The 18,226-nt window shown below is 72.0% G+C and carries 15 protein-coding genes; 7 read left to right on the top strand and 8 right to left on the bottom strand.

Annotation, left to right across the window (positions count from 1 at the left end; all coding sequences use genetic code 11):
* Window positions 1-142: 142 nt before the first annotated feature.
* A complete protein-coding gene (locus BZZ08_RS06135) occupies window positions 143-2,599 on the top strand; it encodes a DNA gyrase/topoisomerase IV subunit A (RefSeq protein ID WP_104631102.1) in 2,457 nt (818 codons plus the stop codon).
* A 6-nt stretch (window positions 2,600-2,605) separates the two neighbouring features.
* Here the strand turns inward: BZZ08_RS06135 and BZZ08_RS06130 are convergent, their stop codons facing one another.
* A complete protein-coding gene (locus tag BZZ08_RS06130; protein WP_104631101.1) occupies window positions 2,606-3,757 on the bottom strand; it encodes a CobW family GTP-binding protein in 1,152 nt (383 codons plus the stop codon).
* A 287-nt stretch (window positions 3,758-4,044) separates the two neighbouring features.
* On the opposite strand from BZZ08_RS06130, the gene BZZ08_RS06125 reads away from it, so the two are divergent.
* Window positions 4,045-4,575: a DUF6082 family protein gene (locus tag BZZ08_RS06125; RefSeq protein WP_198601313.1), complete on the top strand. Its 531-nt coding sequence runs from the start codon at window positions 4,045-4,047 to the stop codon at window positions 4,573-4,575.
* A gap of 118 nt (window positions 4,576-4,693) precedes the next feature.
* Entirely contained in the window at window positions 4,694-4,930 is a 237-nt protein-coding gene (locus tag BZZ08_RS06120) for a hypothetical protein (RefSeq protein WP_076976678.1), read from the top strand.
* A gap of 140 nt (window positions 4,931-5,070) precedes the next feature.
* Here the strand turns inward: BZZ08_RS06120 and BZZ08_RS06115 are convergent, their stop codons facing one another.
* Window positions 5,071-6,243 carry a citrate synthase/methylcitrate synthase gene (locus BZZ08_RS06115; RefSeq protein WP_104631100.1) on the bottom strand — a complete coding sequence of 391 codons (1,173 nt, stop codon included), beginning with the start codon at window positions 6,241-6,243 and terminating at the stop codon, window positions 5,071-5,073.
* Between the two features lie 124 nt (window positions 6,244-6,367).
* On the opposite strand from BZZ08_RS06115, the gene BZZ08_RS06110 reads away from it, so the two are divergent.
* From BZZ08_RS06110 to BZZ08_RS06095, 4 genes are all read left to right on the top strand, one after another.
* The gene (locus BZZ08_RS06110) at window positions 6,368-7,633 is read left to right on the top strand and encodes a citrate synthase (RefSeq protein ID WP_104631099.1); all 1,266 of its coding nucleotides are present in this window, start codon (window positions 6,368-6,370) and stop codon (window positions 7,631-7,633) included.
* Window positions 7,634-7,687: 54 nt separating this feature from the next.
* Window positions 7,688-8,632 (top strand): sucrase ferredoxin, encoded by a 945-nt coding sequence (locus BZZ08_RS06105; protein ID WP_104631098.1) that lies wholly within the window; start codon window positions 7,688-7,690, stop codon window positions 8,630-8,632.
* Window positions 8,633-8,718: 86 nt separating this feature from the next.
* Window positions 8,719-10,389 carry an ATP-binding protein gene (locus tag BZZ08_RS06100; protein ID WP_104631158.1) on the top strand — a complete coding sequence of 557 codons (1,671 nt, stop codon included), beginning with the start codon at window positions 8,719-8,721 and terminating at the stop codon, window positions 10,387-10,389.
* Window positions 10,386-11,066, top strand: a complete 681-nt coding sequence (locus BZZ08_RS06095; protein ID WP_104631097.1) for a response regulator — start codon at window positions 10,386-10,388, stop codon at window positions 11,064-11,066. The genes BZZ08_RS06100 and BZZ08_RS06095 overlap by 4 nt, the downstream gene beginning before the upstream one ends.
* 53 nt (window positions 11,067-11,119) lie before the next feature.
* Here the strand turns inward: BZZ08_RS06095 and BZZ08_RS06090 are convergent, their stop codons facing one another.
* From BZZ08_RS06090 to BZZ08_RS06065, 6 genes are all read right to left on the bottom strand, one after another.
* Window positions 11,120-12,712, bottom strand: a complete 1,593-nt coding sequence (locus BZZ08_RS06090) for a solute symporter family protein (protein WP_104631096.1) — start codon at window positions 12,710-12,712, stop codon at window positions 11,120-11,122.
* A complete protein-coding gene (locus BZZ08_RS06085; protein WP_104631095.1) occupies window positions 12,709-13,302 on the bottom strand; it encodes a DUF485 domain-containing protein in 594 nt (197 codons plus the stop codon). Before BZZ08_RS06085 ends, BZZ08_RS06090 begins: the two co-directional genes overlap by 4 nt.
* Window positions 13,303-13,371: 69 nt before the next feature.
* Window positions 13,372-14,055 (bottom strand): response regulator transcription factor, encoded by a 684-nt coding sequence (locus BZZ08_RS06080; protein ID WP_104631094.1) that lies wholly within the window; start codon window positions 14,053-14,055, stop codon window positions 13,372-13,374.
* Entirely contained in the window at window positions 14,052-15,206 is a 1,155-nt protein-coding gene (locus tag BZZ08_RS06075; protein WP_104631093.1) for a sensor histidine kinase, read from the bottom strand. Before BZZ08_RS06075 ends, BZZ08_RS06080 begins: the two co-directional genes overlap by 4 nt.
* The gene (locus BZZ08_RS06070; RefSeq protein WP_104631157.1) at window positions 15,203-15,727 is read right to left on the bottom strand and encodes a DUF1453 family protein; all 525 of its coding nucleotides are present in this window, start codon (window positions 15,725-15,727) and stop codon (window positions 15,203-15,205) included. Before BZZ08_RS06070 ends, BZZ08_RS06075 begins: the two co-directional genes overlap by 4 nt.
* Before the next feature lie 247 nt (window positions 15,728-15,974).
* Complete coding sequence (locus BZZ08_RS06065) at window positions 15,975-18,098, bottom strand: DNA gyrase/topoisomerase IV subunit B (protein ID WP_104631092.1); 2,124 nt, start codon at window positions 18,096-18,098, stop codon at window positions 15,975-15,977.
* Window positions 18,099-18,226: the final 128 nt, after the last annotated feature.

The following is an 18,226-nucleotide window of genomic DNA, read 5'->3' as shown; positions in this document are numbered from 1 at the left end:
GCGCCCCGGGACGAGGGCGTACCCTGCGGGCAGCGCCGGGCCGGGCAGCCCGTGACGGGTCCTGGTCGGTCGCTGTCAGTGCCGCAGTCCACAATGGACCGCGTCAGATCACCGTTCACGCTTCAGCAAGGAGCCGGCAGCGATGGCCCGCCGTAGTACGAAGACCCCGCCGCCCGACGACTCGTACGAGGAGAAGATCCTCGACATCGACGTCGTCGACGAGATGCAGGGCTCCTTCCTCGAGTACGCGTACTCGGTCATCTACTCCCGTGCGCTGCCGGACGCCCGCGACGGCCTCAAGCCGGTGCACCGCCGCATCGTCTACCAGATGAACGAGATGGGCCTGCGGCCCGAGCGCGGCTACGTGAAGTGCGCCCGTGTCGTCGGCGAGGTGATGGGCAAGCTGCACCCGCACGGCGACGCGTCGATCTACGACGCGCTGGTGCGCATGGCCCAGCCGTTCTCGATGCGCGTGCCCCTGGTGGACGGCCACGGCAACTTCGGCTCGTTGGGCAACGACGATCCGCCGGCCGCCATGCGGTACACGGAGAGCCGGATGGCCGAGGCCGCCGGCCTGATGACGGAGTCCATCGACGAGGACACCGTCGACTTCGCCCCCAACTACGACGGCCAGGAGCAGGAGCCGGTGGCGCTGCCCGCCGCCTTCCCGAACCTGCTGGTCAACGGCGCCTCGGGCATCGCGGTCGGCATGGCCACGAACATGCCGCCGCACAACCTGCGCGAGGTGATCGCGGCGGCCCGGCACCTGATCCGGCACCCGAACGCCGACCTGGACGCGCTGATGAAGCACGTGCCGGGCCCCGACCTGCCCACCGGCGGCCGGATCGTCGGTCTGCCCGGCATCCGGGACGCGTACGAGACGGGCCGCGGCACGTTCAAGATCCGCGCGACGGTGTCCGTGGAGACGGTGACGGCCCGCCGCAAGGGTCTCGTCGTCACCGAGCTGCCCTTCGCGGTGGGCCCGGAGAAGGTCATCTCGAAGATCAAGGACCTGGTCGGCTCGAAGAAGATCCAGGGCATCGCGGACGTCAAGGACCTGACCGACCGCGCGCACGGACTGCGCCTGGTCATCGAGATCAAGAACGGCTTCGTGCCGGAGGCGGTCCTGGAGCAGCTCTACAAGCTGACGGCCATGGAGGAGTCCTTCGGCATCAACAACGTCGCCCTGGTGGACGGCCAGCCCCTCACCCTGGGCCTCAAGGAGCTGCTGGAGGTCTATCTCGACCACCGCTTCACCGTCGTCCGGCGCCGCAGCGAGTTCCGCCGCAGCAAGAAGCGCGACCGGCTGCACCTGGTGGAGGGCCTGCTCACCGCCCTGGTCGACATCGACGAGGTCATCCGTCTCATCCGCTCCAGCGAGAACTCGGCGCAGGCCAAGCAGCGCCTGATGGACCGCTTCTCGCTGAGCGACGTCCAGACGCAGTACATCCTGGACACTCCGCTGCGCCGGCTCACCAAGTACGACCGCATCGAGCTGGAGTCCGAGAAGGACCGGCTGAACGCGGAGATCGAGGAGCTGACCCGGATCCTCGACTCGGACGCGGAGCTGCGCAAGCTGGTCTCGACCGAACTGGCGGCGGTGGCGAAGAAGTTCGGCACCGACCGCCGTACGACGCTGCTGGAGTCGGGCGGTGCGCCGGTGGCCGCCGTGCCGCTCCAGGTGGCGGACGACCCGTGCCGGGTGCTGCTGTCGTCGACGGGTCTGCTGGCCCGCACCGCCAACGACGAGCCCCTCGTCACGGAGGCGGGCGCCAAGCGGGTCAAGCACGACCTGATCGTCTCCGCGGTGCCGGCCACGGCGCGCGGCGAGGTGGGCGTGGTGACGTCCGCGGGACGGCTGCTGCGGGTGAACGTGGTGGACCTGCCCCAGCTCCCGGAGTCCATGCCGACGCCGAACCTCGCGGGCGGTGCGCCGCTGGCGGAGTTCGTGTCCCTGGAGGACGACGAGGACGTGGTCTGCCTGACCACGCTGGACGAGTCCTCGCCGGGGCTGGCGATCGGCACGGAACAGGGCGTCGTCAAGCGGGTGGTGCCCGACTACCCCTCCAACAAGGACGAGTTGGAGGTCATCACCCTCAAGGAGGGCGACCGCATCGTCGGCGGGGTCGAGCTGCGCACCGGTGACGAGGACCTGGTCTTCATCACGGACGACGCCCAGCTCCTGCGCTACCAGGCCTCGCAGGTCCGCCCGCAGGGCCGGCCCGCGGGCGGTGTGGCGGGCATCAAGCTCACCGACGGCGCGAAGGTCATCTCCTTCACGGCGGTGGACCCGGCGGCGGACGCGGTGGTCTTCACGGTGGCCGGATCGCGCGGCACGCTGGACGACTCCGTGCAGACCACGGCCAAGCTCACGCCGTTCGACCAGTACCCGCGCAAGGGCCGCGCCACGGGCGGTGTGCGCTGCCAGCGGTTCCTGAAGGGCGAGGACTGCCTGGCCTTCGCCTGGGCGGGCACCACTCCGGCGCTCGCCGAGCAGCGGAACGGCGCGCCGGCCCAGCTCCCGGACGTCGACCCGCGCCGCGACGGCTCGGGCGTGTCGCTGCCGAAGACGGTGTCGGTGGTGGCCGGCCCGGCGTAGGGAGACCTAGGGGGTGTCCGGCGGCTCCTCGCCGTCGGGGTCTTCACCCTCGGGGTCCTCGCCGTCGGGATCCTCTCCGTCGGGGTCCACGCCGTCGGGGTCCTCGCCGTCGGGTACGTAGCGAAGGACGCCCCACATGCCGTGCTCGTCGGCGGGCGGGGCGTCGGCGTCCCGGCGGCACGCCTCGAGTTCCTCGCCGAGGGCCGCCGCGTCGATGCCGGAGCCGATGAGGACGAGCTGGGTACGGCGGGCGCCGGCGGTGTCGGCCTCGACGGACGTCCAGGGCTCCGGATAGAAGCGCAGGAAGCGCCCGACGGCGTGGACGGCGTACCGGTTCCGCGAGTCGTACGGTCCGAAGTCGACGTACCCCTTGATCCGGTAGAGGCCCTCGGGCCGGCTGTCGAGGAAGCGCATGAGCCGGCGCGGGTCGAGCGGGACGTCGGAGACGAACGACAGCGTGTCGTAGGCGGCGTGCAGGTGTCCGGGGTGTGCGCCGCCCCCGGAGTGCTCGTGCAGGTCGTCGAAGGACAGCTGCCCCACCCGATCCTCGGCGGGCCGGCAGTCGTAGAGGAACTCGGGGTCGATGCGGCCGTAGGTCGCGGGCACGACGGCGGCGCCGTCGGCGAGCGAGTGCACGAGGGCGAGCACGCGCTCGGCGTCCGGAGCACGGTCGGTCTTGTTGACCACGACCAGGTCGGCGAGGGCCAGGTGCCGGTCGACCTCGGGGTGCCTGGCGCGGGTGTCGTCGAACTCGGCGGCGTCGACGACCTCGACGAGCCCGCCGTACACGACCTCCGGTTGCTCGCTGGCGAGCAGCATGCGCACCAGTTCCTGCGGTTCGGCCAGGCCGCTGGCCTCGATGACGATCACGTCGATGCCGGCCTCGGGGCGCGCGAGCCGCTCCAGGTACCCGTCGAGTTCACTCGCGTCGACGGCACAGCACAGGCAGCCGTTGCCGAGGGACACGGTGGAGTCGCCGAGGGCGCCCGCGACGGCCATCGCGTCGATCTCGATCGATCCGAAGTCGTTGACGACGGCGCCGATACGGCTGCCTCCGCTGCGGTGCAGGAGGTGGTTGAGCAGGGTGGTCTTCCCGGAGCCGAGGAACCCGGCGAGTACGACGACCGGGATCTGCTGCGGAGTCGGGCGCTGCCCCACCGTGCGACCTCTCTCTCCCCCACGCGTGCGGAATTGCCTGCTCAGGATACGGTCCGCCGCGGTCGGCACGGAGTGAACGATTGTTAGCAGCGTGCGCGGGGCAGACGTTTTCCAAGGCGCCGGACTGTGCGACCCTCGCTTCCCTCCGTGCGCCTCCTCTCCGCCTCCCCGTCGATCAGCGCCGCTCGGCACTCTGGAGGCGGCAAGCGCCGCCCATCGCTCGCCGGTCCCCGTCAGCCGACCCGCACTCGACGACCGGCGGGCGGCCGCCTGATTCGGGGGTTGACATGGTCACACGGAGGAACATCACGGGGAGGTTCGGCGCCGTCGCGGCCGGCATGCTGCTGGCCGCGCGGCAGCGGCGGCTGGACAGGACCCGGCTGCACGAACGTCAGCTGCGGCTGGAGGAACTGGCGCTCCGGCGCGAGGCACTGCGGCACCAGCAGCGCATGCACTGGGAGTTGCTGAACAGGGCGCTCGACGACCCTTCACTGGCGGAGGTCATCGACACCTACGACAAGAGCATCCCGGCGCAGAAACGACGTCAGTTCTTCTACGCCAACGCCTGGTACGTCAACCTCTACCACCTCCACCAAGCGGGGATCCTGGACCAGGAGGAGTTGTTCGGGCACCTGCGCGAACTCTTCCAGACCCCCCTGATGCGGGAGTACTGGGAGGCATCGAGGGATCAACGGGCGTCGTTCAAGGTCACGTCCGTCGAGTCACGTGTCGGCACCATGGTGGACGGACTCCTCAAGGACCTGGACGAAGCCGACACGGACGAGTGGTGGGTGGTGGGCACCCCGCCGTCCGACTGAGGCTCCCGGACAGCTCACGCTTCCCGGGAGTGTCTTCGCCCTGTGGGGCACACCGGGCCCGCGGATCCCAGTAACGTGCTCCCAGCACAATGGCCAATCCAGAAGGACCGGTACCCCCTTGAAAATCGTGCGCCGCATCGGTGTGCCTCCAAGCTCGCGCGGCAGTACCTCGGGAGCCAGCTGTCCGGACCTCTTCGAGCTGAGTGACGGCAACTTCGCCGTCATCGGCACCGAGGCCACCGAGACCCTGGAGCGCGAACTCCCCGCCGATGCTTCCCGCGCCGACTACGAACGCATCGTGGTCGTCAGCCGGGAGACCCTCATCCGGGCCAAGGCGGACATCCCCGACGCCTGACGTCAACCGTGTCTCCGGCCGTACCCACCGACGACGGCGCGCACGGACCCACCACCGGCGAGCAATCCGGCACCCCGTCCTTGCTCGACGCTCCCCCGACCAGGCCTGGCGCCCGAACGGCACCAGGCCGCTCGTGCTTCTCAGGCCACCGCCGGCACGCCCACCGGGGCCCCCGGCCCCACGTACCGGGCCGCCGGCCGGATGATCTTCGAGTCGCGCGCCTGTTCCAGGATGTTCGCGCTCCAGCCCACCACCCGCGCCGCCGCGAACGTGGGCGTGAACATCTCGCGGGGCAGGCCGCACAGTTCCATGACCACGCCCGCGTAGAACTCGACGTTGGTGTGCAGTTCGCGCCCCGGCTTCAGCTCCGCGAGGATCGCCTCGACCTGCCGCTCCACCTCGACCGCGAACTCCACGCGCGGGCCGCCGAACCGCTGCGCCACCTCGCGCAGCATCCGTGAGCGCGGGTCCTCCGTGCGGTAGACCGCGTGGCCGAAGCCCATGATGCGGTCACCGGCGAGCACCCGTTCGCGGATCCACGCGTCGATGCGGTCGGGGGTGCCGATCGCGTCCAGGGTGTCCAGCGCCCGGCTGGGCGCGCCGCCGTGCAGCGGGCCGGACAGCGCCGACACCGCACCGGTCAGGCAGGCCGCGACATCCGCACCCGTCGACGCGATGACCCGCGCGGTGAAGGTCGACGCGTTGAACCCGTGGTCGATGGTGGAGATCAGGTACTGCTCGATCGCCCGTGTACGGGCCCGGTCCGGCTCCTCGCCGGTCAACATGTAGAGGTAGTTCGCGGCGTACGACAGGTCCTCGCGGGGCTCCACCGGCTCCAGCCCCCGCCCCAGCCGGTGCAGCGCGGTCAGCAGCGTCGGTACGGCCGCGGCGGCCACCAGGGTGTCCTGACGGCGCCGGCCGTCCGAGAGGTCGTACACCGGCCCGAAGCCCAGGGCCGCGCCCAGCAGGGACAGGCCCGTGCGCATCCCCGCGAGCGGGCCGGAGCGTCCACCGGCCTCGGCGATGGCGGGCAGGGCGGCGCGCACCGCGTCGGGGAGTCGCCGCAGCGCCGCGGTCTCGGCGGCGAAGGCGGCCCCGCGCCGTGCGTCGGGGAGTTCCCCGTGGACCAGGAGATGCCAGACGTCCTCGAAGCCGCGATTCTGCGCGAGTTCGACGGCCGAGTACTGGCGGTAGTGGTAGAAGCCCTCCAGCCCTCGCACATCACCGACCTCGGTGTCGGCCACCACGACACCGGCGAGCCCGCGCGGCACCTCGACAAGCGTTGCGGCCGCTGCGGTTCTGTTGACAGACATGATTACCTCCTCGAACGTGACTCCACTGTCCATACTTGACTGTAAGTCTGTCAATATTGACTGAGTCAATACATAGCCGTCCGAGGACTCAACACGAACCGCCTCCGATCGATACGGTGACCTCATGCGCGATCAAGAGCCCGACCACACCGCCGGCAGCGAGCGGCGCCTGACCACCAGGGAGGCGGCCGACCTGCTCGGGGTGAAGCCCGAGACCGTCTACGCGTACGTCAGCCGCGGCCAGCTCGGCAGCCGCCGCGCGCCCGGCTCCCGGGGCAGCACCTTCGACGCCGACGAGGTGCGGGCCCTCGCCCGGCGCAACCGGCGCGACGGCGGCACGAGCGCGGCCTCGGCCGCCGGGCAGGAGCTGACGGTGCGCACCCGCCTCACGCTCATCGAGAGCGACCGGTTCTACTACCGGGGCGTCGACGCGGTCGAACTCGCCGCCCGCCACACCTACGAGGAGGTGGCCGAGTGGCTCTGGACCGGGCAACCGCGTCCCGGCGCCGCCTTTCCGGTCCCCGAGTCCTCCGTGGCCGTGGCCCGCCGTGCCGTCGACGCCCTGCCCGAGCACGCCGGCCCCGCCGACCGGCTCCGCGTCGCGGCGATCGCCGCGGCGGTCACGGACCCGCTCCGCTTCGACCTGACCGAGGACGCGGTCCTGGGCACGGCGCGCGCCCTCATCCCCACCCTCGTCGCCGCGCTGCCACCCGTACTGCGCGACGGAGACGACCAGGACCCGATCGCCCGTCGGCTGTGGACCCGGCTCAGCGGGCAGGACGCCGACGAACCGACCCTGCGCGCCCTCGACACGGCACTCTGCCTCCTCGTCGACCACGACCTGGCGGCCTCCACGCTCGCCGTGCGCGTCGCCGCGTCGGCACGGGCGCACGCCTACGCGGCCGTGTCCGCCGGACTCGGCGTGATCGAGGGACCGCTGCACGGCGCCGCCGGAGGACTCGCGCACCGGATGCTGCTGGAAGTACTCGATCTGGGCAGCGCGGCGCCGGTGGTCGCGGAGGAGTTGCGGGCCGGCCGGCGCATCCCGGGGCTCGGCCACCGGCTCTACCCCGGCGAGGACCCACGCGCGCGTGCCCTGTTCGCGCTCCTGGAGGACATCCCCCGGGCGGCGCCCGCACTCGCGGCGGCCCGTGACGTACAGGCCACCGCCGCCCGCCACACCCCGCTGCACGCCAACGTCGACCTGGCGCTCGCCGTGCTCACCGTGTCCTCCGGCATGGCCCCCACCGCCGCCGAGACGATCTTCGCGGTGGCCCGTACGGCGGGCTGGATCGCGCACGCGCTGGAGGAGTACGGGGAGCGCCCGCTGCGGATGCGACCGAGTGGGCTGTACTCAGGTCCGAAGCCGCCGCGACCACTGCCGGAGTAGTGCTCAGGCGCGGCTGGAAGTCGTCACGGAGCAAGTCAGGTTAGGCTCACCTCTGTGAGTACGTGCTCAGCCGTCTCCCGGGACCTCGACGAGCCCGTTTCGGGCACCGCACCCGTCGCGAGGACCTGGTTGCTGCTCGAACAGCCCGGCCCGTGGGGCGCCAAGGCGCTCACCTCGAGCCACCTGGACACCGCGCTGGGGCGCGCCCTCGACGCAGCGGTGAAGGGGACCGGCGTACGCGTCGCGCTCGTACGCCGCCCCGGCCGCCACGCGGACCGGGGCATGCCCACCGAACGCACGGTGTACGCGGCCCACACCGTGCCGGGGAACGTGTGGCTGCACGGCACCACGATCAAGGACCCCGGCCGGCTGCTCGGCCTCGACTTCGCGGCACTCGGCCGGGGCGACCACCACACCTTCGACTCGGTGCTGGACGGCCGCCCCCACGCGGGCGATCCGCTCGCCCTCGTCTGCACCAACGGAAAGCGCGACCGGTGCTGCGCCCTGCTCGGCAGGCCCCTCGCGGCCGAACTCGCCGCCTCCGGAGCCGACGGCGTCTGGGAGGTCACCCACCTGGGCGGTCACCGCTTCTCACCGACCGTGCTCGTCCTGCCCCACGGATACGTCTACGGCCGGGTCCAGGCCCACGCCGTCAAGGAGATCCTGCACAGCGCGCGCGAGGACCGGATCGTCGTCGAGGGCTGCCGCGGGAACTCCGCGTGGGAGCGGCCGGGCCAGGCGGCCGAACTGGCCCTGCGGTCGGCCGTCGGCGAGGACACGGCCCAGGCCCTGACCGTCGTACGCACGGACGGCGCCGCACCGCGCTGGGAGGTGACGCTGGCGCACCGCGACGGCCGGCACTGGCGGGTCACCGTCGTACAGGGTGCGTCGGCGCCACCGCGGCCGGAGAGCTGCGGGGCGTCGGTGCTGGGCTCGCCGGCGCGGATGGAGGTCACCGCGGTACGCGCCCTGCCGGTGACGGCGGCACTGGCGAGCTGACACCCCACGGGAGGTACGCGCACCCACGGGAGATACACGCCACACCCCACTACGGCCGGCCACCGGCCCCACGTACCGTCATGGCCATGAGCTCCACTCCCCCCATACGCCGACTGCGCCTGGGCCTGCCGCGGCGGGTGTTCTCACAGGTGCTGCTGATGCAGCTGGCGATCGCCGCGGGCGTCGCCGTGCTCGCGACCGGGCTGTTCCTGGCGCCGCTCGGCGACCAGCTGGACGACCAGGCGATGCGCCGGGCCCTGGCGATCGCGCAGACCACCGCGCAGCAGCCGCAGGTCGTACGGGATCTGCGGACCACCCGGCCGACGGCGAACGGCCCGGTGCAGCAGGAGGCGGAGCGGGTCCGCGAGGCCACCAAGGCGGAGTACGTCGTCGTGATGGACCGCGAGGGCGTGCGCTGGTCGCACACCGACCCGCGGCGGATCGGCCAGGTCGTCTCCACCGACCCCGGCCAGGCCCTGTCCGGCCGGGAGGTCATGGAGATCGACAACGGCACCCTGGGCCGCTCCGCCCGCGGGAAGGTGCCGCTGCGCGACGGCGACGGCGAGATCGTCGGGGCGGTCTCGGTGGGCATCGCGTACGACAGCGTCCGGGCGCGGCTGATCCACGCCATCCCCGGCCTGTTCGCGTACGCCGGTGGCGCGCTGGCCGTCGGCGCCCTGGCGTCCTGGATCATCTCGCGCCGGGTGCAGCGGCAGACCCGGGACCTCGCCTTCTCGGACATCGCGGGGCTGCTGGCGGAGCGCGAGGCCATGCTGCACGGCATCCGGGAGGGCGTCGTCGCGCTCGACCGCGGCGGCCGGGTGCGTCTGCTCAACGACGAGGCGCAGCGCCTGCTGGGCCTCGGCGGCGAGGCCGTCGGCCGCTTGCCCGACGAGGCCCTCGGGGCGGGGCGCACGGCCGACGTCCTGGCCGGCCGGGTGACCGGCACCGACCTGCTGACCGTGCGCGGCCAGCGGGTCCTGGTCGCCAACCGGATGCCCACCGACGACGGCGGTGCCGTCGCCACGCTGCGCGACCGCACCGAGCTGGAGCAGCTCGGCCGGGAGCTGGACTCCACACGCGGCCTGATCGACGCGCTGCGCGCGCAGGACCACGAGCACGCCAACCGCATGCACACCCTGCTGGGCCTGCTCGAACTGGAGATGTACGACGACGCCGTGGAGTTCGTCGGCGAGGTGGTCGGCGACCACCGGGTCACCGCGGAACAGATCACGGAGCGGATCCAGGACCCGCTTCTCGCCGCCCTGCTGGTCGGCAAGGCCACCGTCGCGGCCGAACGCGGAGTCGCCCTGTGGGTCTCGGACCGGACGCGGCTGCCGGACCTGCTGGTCGATCCCCGGGGGCTCGTGACGATCGTCGGCAACCTGGTCGACAACGCCCTCGACGCCGCCGCGGGGACACCGCACGCGCGCGTGGAGGTCGAACTCCGTGCCGAGGGGCGCGCCGCCACGCTCACGGTGCGCGACACGGGTCCCGGGATTCCGGCGGACCACCGGGAGCTGGTGTTCACCGCGGGCTGGTCCACCAAGGAGTCACCGGCACACCGCGGGCGCGGCATCGGACTGTCGCTGGTGCGTCGCCTGGCCGAACGGCAGGGTGGCAGCGCGACCGTCGGGGAGGCGTACGGCGGCGGCGCGGAGTTCGTCGTCGTCCTCCCGGAGGCGCTGACCGAACCGTCCCCGCAACCCGCCCTCACCGCTCCTGCGCCCACCGCCGCCGAGGAGGAGTCCCGATGATCGAGGTCCTGGTCGTGGACGACGACACGCGGGTCGCGCGCGTCAACGCCGCGTACGTCGAGAAGGTGCCGGGCTTCCACGTCGCCGGTGCGGCGCACAGCGCGCTGGAGGCGCTGGCCGCGGTGGAGCGGCTGCCCCGCCTCGACCTGATCCTGCTGGACCACTACCTGCCCGACCGGACCGGTCTGGAGGTCGTCCGGGAGATGCGGCGGCGGGGGCGCCAGACCGACGTGATCATGGTGACGGCCGCCCGGGACGTGTCGACCGTGCAGGCGGCGATGCGTCAGGGGGCGCTCCAGTACCTGGTGAAACCGTTCGCCTTCGCCGGTCTGCGCGCCAAGCTGGAGGCGTACGCCGAACTGCGCCGCACCCTCGACGGGGGCGGCGAGGCGGAACAGGCCGAGGTCGACCGGATCTTCGGCGCCCTGTCGGCACCCTCCGAACCCGGGCTGCCCAAGGGCCACTCCCCCACCACCGCCGAGCTGGTACGCCAGTGCCTGCTGAAGGCCGACGGGCCGCTCTCCGCCCTGGAGATCGCCGAACGGACCGGCGTGAGCCGCCAGACCGCGCAGCGCTATCTGAAGCTGCTGGAACGCACCGGGCGGGCCGTCCTGACCCTCAAGTACGGCGAGGCGGGCCGCCCCGAGCACCGTTACGCCTGGGCGACCCGCACCTGAGACGACCGCTGGACACCTGGGCCGCGGGGGCCGGTGTGGCCGATCGGCCGTTCCTACACGGCCCCCGCCCCGGTCAGCGACCGCACCTCGGTCTCGGCGTGCCTGGCCTCGTCGGGTTCCTCCGGCGAGGTGACCGTGCCCAGCCAGCCGGCGACGAAGCCCAGCGGGATCGAGACGAGCCCCGGGTTCTGCAGCGGGAAGTACTGGAAGTCGAGGCCCGGGAAGAGCGACTGCGGGTTGCCGGAGACCACCGGGGACAGCAGCACGAGCACCACCGACGGCACCAGACCGCCGTAGACCGCCCACACCGCGCCGCGCGTGGTGAAGCCGCGCCAGAACAGCGAGTAGAGCAGCACCGGCAGGTTGGCCGAGGCGGCCACGGCGAAGGCGAGGCCCACCAGGAAGGCGACGTTGAGGTCGCGGGCGAGCAGTCCGAGCCCGATCGCGACGGCGCCGACACCGACGGCGGCGACCCGCGCCACGGCGACCTCGCTGCGCGGCTCGGAGTGGCGGCGCCGCAAGGACGCGTACAGGTCGTGGGCCACGGACGCCGAGGACGCCAGGGTGATGCCGGCCACCACCGCGAGGATGGTGGCGAACGCCACGGCGGCGACCACCGCGAACAGGACCGTCCCGCCGGTGGACTGCGCGCCGCCGCCCAGGTCGAGGGCGAGCAGCGGCACCGCCGTGTTCCCGGCGGCGTTGGACGCGCGTACGGCGTCCGGCCCGACCAGGGCGGCGGCACCGAACCCGAGCACGATCGTCATCAGGTAGAAGCCGCCGATGAGACCGATCGACCAGACCACGGACCGCCTCGCCGCCCGGGCGGTGGGCACGGTGTAGAAGCGGGACAGGATGTGCGGCAGCCCGGCCGTGCCCAGCACCAGGGCGAGCCCCAGGCTGATGAAGTCGAGGCGGGAGACCCAGTCCCCGCCGTACGCCAGGCCGGGCGCGAGGAACGCCTCACCGTGGCCGCTGCGCTCGGCCGCCGTGCGCAGCAGCCGGTCGACGTCGCCGTGGAAGCGCACCAGGACGAGCGTGGTCAGCGCCACGGTGCCACCGAGCAGCAGTACCGCCTTCACGATCTGGATCCAGGTGGTGGCGCGCATCCCGCCCAGCGACACGTAGATCACCATGAGGGCACCGACGCCGATGACGGTCCACGTCCGCGCCGCCTCGCTCGTCCCGCCCAGCAGCAGCGCGACCAGGCTGCCCGCGCCCACCATCTGCGCCACCAGGTACAGGACGGAGACGGTGACCGAGGAGGTCCCCGCCGCGATCCTCACCGGCCGCTCCCTCATCCGGGCGGCGACGACGTCGGCGAGGGTGAACCGCCCGCAGTTGCGGACCAGTTCGGCGACGAGGAACAGGACCACGAGCCACGCCACCAGGAAGCCCACCGAGTAGAGCATGCCGTCGTAGCCGTAGAGCGCGATGAGTCCCGAGATGCCGAGGAAGGACGCGGCCGACATGTAGTCGCCGGAGATGGCAAAACCATTCTCCATCGGTGAGAAGAGGCGGCCTCCCGCGTAGAACTCCTCCGCGGACCCCTGCCGGTGGCGGCCCACCCAGGTGGTGATCCCGAGCGTGACGGCGACGAACGTGCTGAACAGCAGCAGGGCCAGCGTCTGGTGGTCACCCGTCACGACGCACCGCCCCGTGCCCCGCGGGTCAGCTCCTGGGTGTCCCAGCGCAGTTCGAGCGCGGCCCGGTCCCTGCGCAGCCGGGCGTGCCGGGCATAGGCCCAGGTGAGCAGGAACGTGGTGAGGAACTGCCCGAGCCCGGCGACCATCGCCACGTTCACCGCGCCGGCCACCGGCCGGGCCATCAGGGAGGGCGCCGACGTGGCGGTCACCACGTAGGCGACGTACCAGAGGAAGAAGCCGGCGACGGCCGGTACCACGAACCTCCGGTACCGGCTGCGGACCTCCTGGAAGGCCGCGCTGCGCTGGACCTCCAGGTACACGTCGGCCGCGGCCCGGGGCTGCTGCGCCGGGGCGTCCCGACGCATCGGCGGCACCGCCGGCTCGGGAGCTGAGGGGCCGGCCGACTCGCCCCAGCCGGAGGCGAGCGCGTCGTACCACGGGTCGTCGTACGGCGGGCCGTCGTACGGCGGGCCGTCGTACGGCGGGCCGGGGGCCGTCTCGACGTAGGCCCTGCCCGGCACCGCGCGGTGGTCGGCCGCGCTCTCGGGACCGCCCCCGGCACCGCGGGACCGATCGTTGCTTGACTGCATGCCCAAGGATGGACAGAACGGGAAGATCCCCGACTCTTCTTCCCCAGGCACTTCACCCCATCAGGTGATTCATCCCGCTGGTGGCCGCACCAGCCCCTTCCCATAGGCGTAACGCACCGCCTGAGCACGGTCCTTGATGCCCGCCTTGGCGAACAGGTTGTTGATATGGGTCTTCACCGTCGCCGTGGAGACCTGCAACCGGCTCGCGATCTGGTGGTTGTTGAGCCCTTCGGCGATGAGAACCAGCACCTCGGTCTCCCGGGCGGTGAGCCCGTCGGGTGGCTCGGGCGGTCCCGCGCGCCGCGGCTCGGACTCGGACAGGCGCTCCAGCAGCCGCCGCTGGATGCTCGGCGCCAGTCCCGCGTCTCCGGACAGCACGCCGTGCACCGCCCGGACGATCTCGTCCCCGCCCGCGTCCTTGGTGAGGTAGCCGCGAGCCCCCGCCCGCAACGCGGGGAACACCGACTCGTCGTCCGCGTACGTCGTGAGCACGACGACCTGCGTCCCGGGGTGTTCGGACCGGATCCGGCGGGTGGCCTCCACCCCGTCGCATCTGGGCATGCGCAGGTCCATCAGCACCACGTCCGGCGCGAGTTCGGCGACGAGCCGGACCGCCTCCTCGCCGTCACCGGCGGCCCCGACGACTTCGACGCCGGGCAGGAGCCCGAGCAGCATCACGATCCCCTCCCGCACAACGGTCTGATCGTCCGCGACCACCACCCGCGCGGGCGTCTCCCCGGCCTCCCGCGTCATACGGGCACCTTCAACGTCACCACGAACCCTTCCTCGCCCGGACCTGCCCGCAACGAGCCGCCCAGCAACTCGGCACGCTCCCGCATGCCCAGCAGACCGTACCCACCTCCGGCGCCGGTGACTTCGCCGGGCGGGCCTCCCGAGTCCCGCACGTCCAGCGTCACTTCGCGGGCACCGTAGTCAAGCCGCACCCGCACGCCGGCGCCGGGAGCGTGCCTGCGGGCGTTCGTCAGCGCCTCCTGAGCCACTCTGCGCACCGCCTGTGACGCCTCGGCCGGTAGCGGCCTGCGTTCCCCCGTAATGGTGACCTCCGCGGAGCCCTCAGCCATTTCGACGAGCTGAGCCAGGAAGTCCTCCAGCGGCGTCAGGTCGCCCCGCAGCGCGGACAGCGCCTGCCGCGTCTCGGCGAGTCCGTCGCGGGCCATCCCCCTCGCCGCCACCACCCGGTCCAGGATCTGCTGCCGGTCCGCGTCCCGCTCGATCAGCAACCGGGCCGCCTCCAGGTGCACCATCTGAGCCGAGAGGCTGTGCGCCAGCACGTCGTGGATCTCCCGGGCGATACGGGCCCGCTCCGCGAGTGCTGCGGACTCCGCCTCGGCCGCCCGGGCGGCCCGCTCCTGGGCCAGCAGCCGCTGCGCGCTCCCCCGCGCCTCGGCGTCGAGGCGCAGGACGTATCCGGCCAGAGCCAGTCCGCCCGCCGTCGCGACCGCGGTCAGCCATGCGTCGTCGCTGACGACGGCGTAGGAGGCCAGCGCGACCGAGGTCACGGGCAGCGCGGCGGCGATGGGCATCCGCTCCAGGGCCACCACGGCGCAGCCGCACCAGATGACCAGTGCGGGGACCCCGAAGCCGACGGACTGGGCGGCGACCGCGATGGCGAGCAGCACGGCGACGAGTGCCAGGGACGGCCACAACCGGTGCGCGAGTGTGGTCCGGAAGAAGGCCCACGCCGCGCACACGGCGCCCACCAGGCCGACAGCCGCCGCGAGCGAGCCCCACCCGTGCAGACGGCTGCTGGTGAACGCTCCCCACAGCAGCATCCCGAAGACCAGCAGCCGCACCGCCAGGGCGAGCAGCCGGCGGGGCCGCGAGACGCTCTCGGGCAGGAGAGCCTCTTTGGAAGGCCACCTCGTCCAGACGTTCTCCGTCACGCGGGCTCCTTCCAGGCAGGCCGGGTCACGGCGTCACGGTACGCGGCACCCGGGGCTCCGGAAGGACGGGCGGCCTGAACGCGCCAGGCCAGGATGCCGGACCGGACCAGCAGGGTCGCCGCGAGGGCGAGCAGCAGGGCGGAGCTGTCCTGTCGCACCCCCAGGGCCGCACCGACCCCGTAGAGGCCGACGCGCAGCGCGATGCCGACGCCCCACACCGCGACGCTCGCCCGGGTGCCCCGGCTCCACACACCGCCGTCGGCCTCGACCCATATCCGGGTGGTCCAGGCCCAGCCGACCCCGGTGACCAGGCCGACGATCATCTCGGCGGCGAGCAGGAGCACGGCGGCCGTCTGATGATGGGCGTCGATCATGCCCGGTTCACGCAGCGCGACGACGGCCAGCGCCAGGGGAAGCACCCACCGGCGTCGGCCGGTGTCGATCCGACTGGCGCGGAACTGCCGGGTGATCACCAGGCCGACCACCGCCGTGACGGCCAACGCGTCGAGGAGCCCGGACATCATGCCTCCGTGAGCGGAAGAAGGGTGATGCCGACGGGGGTCCCGCCGACGCCTTCGACGTTACGGAAAGTACGAGGTCACGGGATCGGAGCCCGGGTGGATCATGGGTGGAGCAGCACCCGGCCCGGCGCTCCACCCGGGGGTGGAGACGGCGATGCGCCGGGACGGCGGCGTAGGACGCGGGCCGCACATACGTCGGACCGGGCCCGGTTGTCGCTCCCGGGCCCGGTCCGACGACTGAGCGTGGTCACGCGTCGATGCGCGACCGGTCCAGCGTTGCCGCCGAGCTGGAGATGAATTCCTTGCGGGGTGCGACGTCGTTGCCCATCAGCAGGTCGAAGACCTGCTCGGCGGAGTCCAGGTCGGTCAGGTTGATCCGGCGCAGGGTACGGCGGCGCGGGTCCATGGTGGTCTCCGCGAGCTGGTCGGCGTCCATCTCGCCGAGGCCCTTGTAGCGCTGGATGGAGTCCTTGTACCGGATGTTCTTGCTCTGGAACTCCATGAGCTTGTCGCGCAGCTCCCGGTCCGAGTACGTGTAGACGTACTTGTCCTGGCCCTTCTTCGGCTGGACCAGCTCGATGCGGTGCAGCGGCGGCACCGCGGCGAACACCCGGCCGGCCTCGACCATGGGCCGCATGTAGCGGTGGAAGAGGGTCAGCAGCAGGGTGCGGATGTGGGAGCCGTCCACATCGGCGTCGGTCATCATGATGATCTTGCCGTAACGGGCCGCGTCGATGTCGAAGGTACGGCCCGAGCCCGCCCCTATGACCTGGATGATCGCCCCGCACTCGGCGTTCTTCAGCATGTCCGTGACGGACGACTTCTGGACGTTGAGGATCTTGCCCCGGATCGGCAGCAGCGCCTGGAACTCGGAGTTGCGGGCGAGCTTGGCGGTGCCCAGCGCGGAGTCGCCCTCGACGATGAACAGCTCGCTGCGGTCGACGTCGTCGCTGCGGCAGTCCGCGAGCTTCGCGGGCAGCGACGACGACTCCAGGGCCGTCTTGCGGCGCTGGGCGTCCTTGTGCTGGCGCGCGGCGATACGGGTACGGGCCGCGGCGACGGCCTTCTCCATGACCACGCGCGCCTGCTGGGCGGCGTCGCGCTTGGTCGAGGTCAGGAACGCCTTCAGTTCCTTGGTGATCACGTTGTTCACGATCCGGCGGGCCGCCGAGGTGCCGAGGACCTCCTTGGTCTGCCCCTCGAACTGCGGCTCGGCGAGGCGGACGGTGACGACCGCCGTCAGGCCCTCCAGGGCGTCGTCCTTGACGATGTCGTCCTCGGCGACGCGCAGCATCTTCTTGGTGCGCAGCACCTCGTTCATCGTCTTCGCCACCGCCTGCTCGAAGCCGGCGACGTGGGTGCCGCCCTTGGGCGTGGCGATGATGTTGACGAACGACCTGATCGTGGTGTCGTACCCGGTGCCCCAGCGCATCGCGACGTCGACACCCAGGTCACGCGTGACCTCCGTCGGGGTCATCTGCCCGTCGTCGTCCAGCACGGGGACCGTCTCCTTGAAGCTGCCCTGCCCGCTGAAGCGGAGGGTGTCGCAGACGGGCCGGTCACTGGCCAGGTACTCGCAGAACTCACTGATGCCGCCGTCGAAGCGGAACGACTCCTCACCCTTGCTGCCGCCGTCGCCGAGACCGAACTCGTCCCGCACGACGATGGTCAGCCCGGGCACCAGGAACGCGGTCTGGCGGGCCCGCTGGTGCAGGGTGTCCAGGGAGAGCTTCGCGTCCCTGAGGAAGATCTGCCGGTCCGCCCAGTACCGCACGCGCGTGCCTCGGCGGCTTTTGGGGATCTTCTTGGTCTTGCGCAGCCCGCTCCCGGCGTCGAACTTGGCGTCCGGGCCCGCTCCCGCGAAGGCGCCCGGGACGCCGCGGCGGAAACTGATGGCGTGGGTGTGCCCGCCGAGGTCGACCTCGATGTCCAGGCGGGCGGACAGGGCGTTCACCACGGAGGCGCCGACACCGTGCAGACCGCCGGAGGCGGCGTAGGCGCCACCGCCGAACTTGCCGCCGGCGTGCAGCTTGGTCATGACGACCTCGACGCCGGACAGGCCGGTCTTGGGCTCGACGTCGACCGGGATGCCCCGGCCGTTGTCCCGGACCTCCACCGAGGCGTCGTCGTGGAGGATCACCTCGATGTGGTCGCAGTAACCACCCAGGGCCTCGTCGACGGAGTTGTCGATGATCTCCCACAGGCAGTGCATCAGACCGCGGCTGTCGGTGGATCCGATGTACATGCCCGGACGCTTGCGCACGGCCTCGAGCCCCTCGAGGACGAGCAGGTGCCGCGCGGTGTAGTTGGACCCGTCCCGGTCTGCTCCTGCCAGCAGCGCAGTGGACGGCACGGATGTCTCGGCGGTCACGCGGTTCGCTCCTCGCTGAATTTCAGATGGGGCCCCGCTGGGTAAGGGCGTGGCTCGGTTCACCGGTCAGAGGGTACCGAGCCCTGGTAGAGCCGCTGTAACGCCACCCTCGTCACGCACTCACCCTA

The organism is Streptomyces sp. MH60 (genome assembly GCF_002939385.1).
Lineage (GTDB): Bacteria > Actinomycetota > Actinomycetes > Streptomycetales > Streptomycetaceae > Streptomyces.
Note: the sequence above shows the minus strand (reverse complement) of the source record. Positions and strands in the feature narration are given on the sequence as shown.

Bases quoted from the DNA above. Each gene is read 5' to 3' on its own strand.
- BZZ08_RS06135 (WP_104631102.1), top strand. From the start codon at position 143: ATGGCCCGCCGTAGTACGAAGACCCCGCCGCCCGACGACTCGTACGAG.
- BZZ08_RS06125 (WP_198601313.1), top strand. From the start codon at position 4,045: ATGGTCACACGGAGGAACATCACGGGGAGGTTCGGCGCCGTCGCGGCC.
- BZZ08_RS06115 (WP_104631100.1), bottom strand. From the start codon at position 6,243: ATGTCTGTCAACAGAACCGCAGCGGCCGCAACGCTTGTCGAGGTGCCG.
- BZZ08_RS06110 (WP_104631099.1), top strand. From the start codon at position 6,368: ATGCGCGATCAAGAGCCCGACCACACCGCCGGCAGCGAGCGGCGCCTG.
- BZZ08_RS06100 (WP_104631158.1), top strand. From the start codon at position 8,719: ATGAGCTCCACTCCCCCCATACGCCGACTGCGCCTGGGCCTGCCGCGG.
- BZZ08_RS06095 (WP_104631097.1), top strand. From the start codon at position 10,386: ATGATCGAGGTCCTGGTCGTGGACGACGACACGCGGGTCGCGCGCGTC.
- BZZ08_RS06085 (WP_104631095.1), bottom strand. From the start codon at position 13,302: ATGCAGTCAAGCAACGATCGGTCCCGCGGTGCCGGGGGCGGTCCCGAG.
- BZZ08_RS06080 (WP_104631094.1), bottom strand. From the start codon at position 14,055: ATGACGCGGGAGGCCGGGGAGACGCCCGCGCGGGTGGTGGTCGCGGAC.
- BZZ08_RS06070 (WP_104631157.1), bottom strand. From the start codon at position 15,727: ATGTCCGGGCTCCTCGACGCGTTGGCCGTCACGGCGGTGGTCGGCCTG.